We start from the raw sequence: 2712 nt of genomic DNA on the forward strand, positions 1-2712 counted from the left end.
GGTGAAAGGGGGGAGGGGCCCTGCCTTCGGCAAGGCCCCTCCGTGGGCGGCCAGTCCGGGATCAGTAGCCGGCGGTGTCGAGGTCCTCAAGCGGACGATCGCGGTGATCGCGGCCGCCGGACTCGTGCCCGGCGGTCACTGTCCCGGCCGGGGCGAGGTGCTGGTCAGTCGTCATCGTCGTCGTCCTCGACGAGCTCGCCTTCCCAGGCTTCCTTGCCTTCCATGATCGCGAAGGCGGCGATAACGAACCCGGCCACCGGGTCCACCCAGGCCGCGCCGGTCAGCGCGAAGATGATCAGCCCGGCCAGGGTGGAGATCGACAGCAGCACGCAGATCTTCGTCTCGGCAGCATCAGCGAGGATGAGGTTGTCACCCAGGGCGGTGCCGACCTTCTTCTTGGCTGCGGCCAGGATCGGCATGATGATCAGCGAGGCCACCAGGATGATGATGCTCACCGGGGAGGACTCCGGGGTCTCCCCTTCGATCAGGGAGCGGATGCCCTCGAAGGTGACGTAGGCGGCGAGGATGAAGAAGGTCACCGCCACCAGGCGCAGGGTGATCTTCTCCTTGTGCTCATCGGTCTCGCCGTGGCGCAGTCGGGCGGAGAGGCGCAGGGCCACCAGTACGGCGGCGATGGACTCGATGCCCGAGTCGATGCCGAAGCCGACCACCGAAACCAGCCCGGCCATCAGACCGGCGGTGACGGCGACGATGCCTTCGATGACGTTGTAGCCGACGGTGAACTGGGCCAGGCGCAGCCCGCGGCGAGTCAGGGCTTCGGTCTCCGTAGGAGACAGGGTGGTGGTGGGGTTGCTCATCGGTCTTCTTCCGTGGTGGTGCCGTAGGTGGGGCAGAGGGCGACCTTCGACCCGGTAGCCGCCAGCAGCGTCTCGGCGGTGGCTAGCAGATCCAGCAGCTCCAGGCGGGCCAGGGCGTAGAAGGTCTAGCGCCCCTCGGTGCGCCCGACTACCAGCCCGCATTCGCGCAGGCATCCCATGTGCGCGGAGACGGTGGATTGGGCCAGACCGGTCTCCTCGACCAGGTCCCGCACCCTGGCTTCGCCTTGGGCTAGACGGGCCGAGATGGTCAGTCGGGTGGGGTCGGACAGGGAGTGGAACAGGGCCACGGCCGGAGACAGCGTGGTCGCACAACTGCTGTTCGTCATGAATCGATGCTATCGCTTAAAACCGATTGATCGTCTGTTGGCGATGTGATGTTGCTCGCCTGCCGGTGCCCGCGCCTCTGAACCGGCACAGGCCACGGCCCCGGGACTCCTCGCTGAGGGGCGCCGGGGCCGAGGTCGCTCAGTGGTTGATCAGAGGCCGGTGAAGGTAGAAAAGAAGCGGAAGAACACCGAGGCGGCCACCGCGACGTAGGTGATGGCGATCAGGGTCCAGGCCCATTCGGTGGCGAAGCGCACCAGCCCCGCCGGGGCGGGGATCACGCCGTGGGCGAGGTTGCGGACGGTGAGCAGGATGGTCAGGGGGATCATCGCCGCCCACACGATCATGCAGTACAGGCACAGGATGTAGATGGAGAACAGCGCCTGGGACCACAGCCAGACCACGAACACTGCCCCGGCGGTGACCCCGACCTGCAGGCCGGCCCAGTACCAGCGCCCGAACCGCGCCCCGGAGAGGGCCGCCATGGCGGTGGTGATGACCACGGCGAAGGCGACGATGCCGATCAGCGGATTGGGGAAGCCCAACAGTTCCGACTGCCAGGTGCCCATCACCTGCCCGCAGGACACCCAGGGGTTGATGTCGCAGCTGGTGACGTGGCCGGGGTCGCGGTAGAGGGCCAGGCGCTCGAGCACCAGGATCGCTGAGGCGATCCAGCCGATCACCCCGGTCACCAGCAGCAGGATCGCGAAGGGGCGGTGACGGGCGAAGGCGGGCAGGTGAGTCTCGGTCGCGGCCTCCGGGATCGGCTCGGAGGCCCGGGGGCGATCGGCGGTTCCAGATGTGGTCATGGCAGGGTCTCTCCGGATGTGAGGGGCGGGGATCAGTCGGTGGCGGCGGCCTCGACCGCGGCCCGGAACTGCTCCAGGGACTCCGGGTTGAGGACTTCTCCGTCGAGGAAGAACGTCGGGGTCCCGCCCACGCCCAGCGCCTCACCGTCGGCCACATCGAGCTGGACTCGTTCGGTCGTGGCGGGGTCGGCAACCGCGGCATCAAAGGCGGCCATGTCCAGGCCCAGGTCTTCGGCGAAGCCGCGGAAGACCGCGCTCTTGTCCTCGGCCGATTCCCCCCACTCGGTCTGGGTCTCGTACATGCGCTGGTACATCGCCTCGTACTGCCCCTGCTGGGCTGCGGCCTCCACGGCCAGGGCGGCGTTGACGGAGTTGCGGTGCCCGGGCAGGGGGAAGTAGCGGTGGACGAAGGTGACGGTGTCGGCGTACTCGGCGCGCAGGTCCTCGATGAAGGGGTAGGCGGCCCGGCAGGACTCGCACTCGTAGTCCAGGAACTCCACCAGCACGGCTTGTTCGTCCGGGGCCTTCGAGAGCACCCGGCTGTTCTCGCGCACCACCTGCCCGGCGTCTTCCGGTGCGGCTGCGGTGGAGGACCCGCGGGCGACCAGGAAGGCGATGATCCCGGCTGTCACCACAGCGGCCAGGATCGCCCAGACGATGAGCTTGGACCTTGTCGAGGACCTCTTCGGCGAGGTGGTCGTGGGAGTGTCGGTGGGGGTGCTCACGCAGGATCCCTTCGG

Annotated in this window: 3 protein-coding genes and 1 pseudogene; all 4 read right to left on the reverse strand. The window is 68.1% G+C overall.

All coding sequences use genetic code 11. The features are described from left to right. Positions 1 to 164: 164 nt before the first annotated feature. A complete protein-coding gene (locus tag D9R02_RS11605) occupies positions 165 to 818 on the reverse strand; it encodes a cation diffusion facilitator family transporter (protein WP_019311198.1) in 654 nt (217 codons plus the stop codon). Next, a pseudogene (locus tag D9R02_RS12355) lies at positions 815 to 1165 on the reverse strand (ArsR/SmtB family transcription factor). The gene D9R02_RS11605 and the pseudogene D9R02_RS12355 overlap by 4 nt, the downstream one beginning before the upstream one ends. Positions 1166 to 1315: 150 nt before the next feature. Continuing rightward, positions 1316 to 1972: a vitamin K epoxide reductase family protein gene (locus D9R02_RS11615; protein WP_019311196.1), complete on the reverse strand. Its 657-nt coding sequence runs from the start codon at positions 1970 to 1972 to the stop codon at positions 1316 to 1318. A gap of 32 nt (positions 1973 to 2004) precedes the next feature. Further along, a complete protein-coding gene (locus D9R02_RS11620) occupies positions 2005 to 2697 on the reverse strand; it encodes a DsbA family protein (RefSeq protein WP_019311195.1) in 693 nt (230 codons plus the stop codon). Positions 2698 to 2712: the final 15 nt, after the last annotated feature.

The sequence above is a fragment of the Kocuria rhizophila genome, assembly GCF_003667225.1.
Lineage (GTDB): Bacteria > Actinomycetota > Actinomycetes > Actinomycetales > Micrococcaceae > Kocuria > Kocuria rhizophila.

What these genes read in the sequence shown, in the direction of transcription:
- D9R02_RS11605 (WP_019311198.1), bottom strand. Translation starts at nt 818, where the DNA reads ATGAGCAACCCCACCACCACCCTGTCTCCTACGGAGACCGAAGCCCTG.
- D9R02_RS11615 (WP_019311196.1), bottom strand. Translation starts at nt 1,972, where the DNA reads ATGACCACATCTGGAACCGCCGATCGCCCCCGGGCCTCCGAGCCGATC.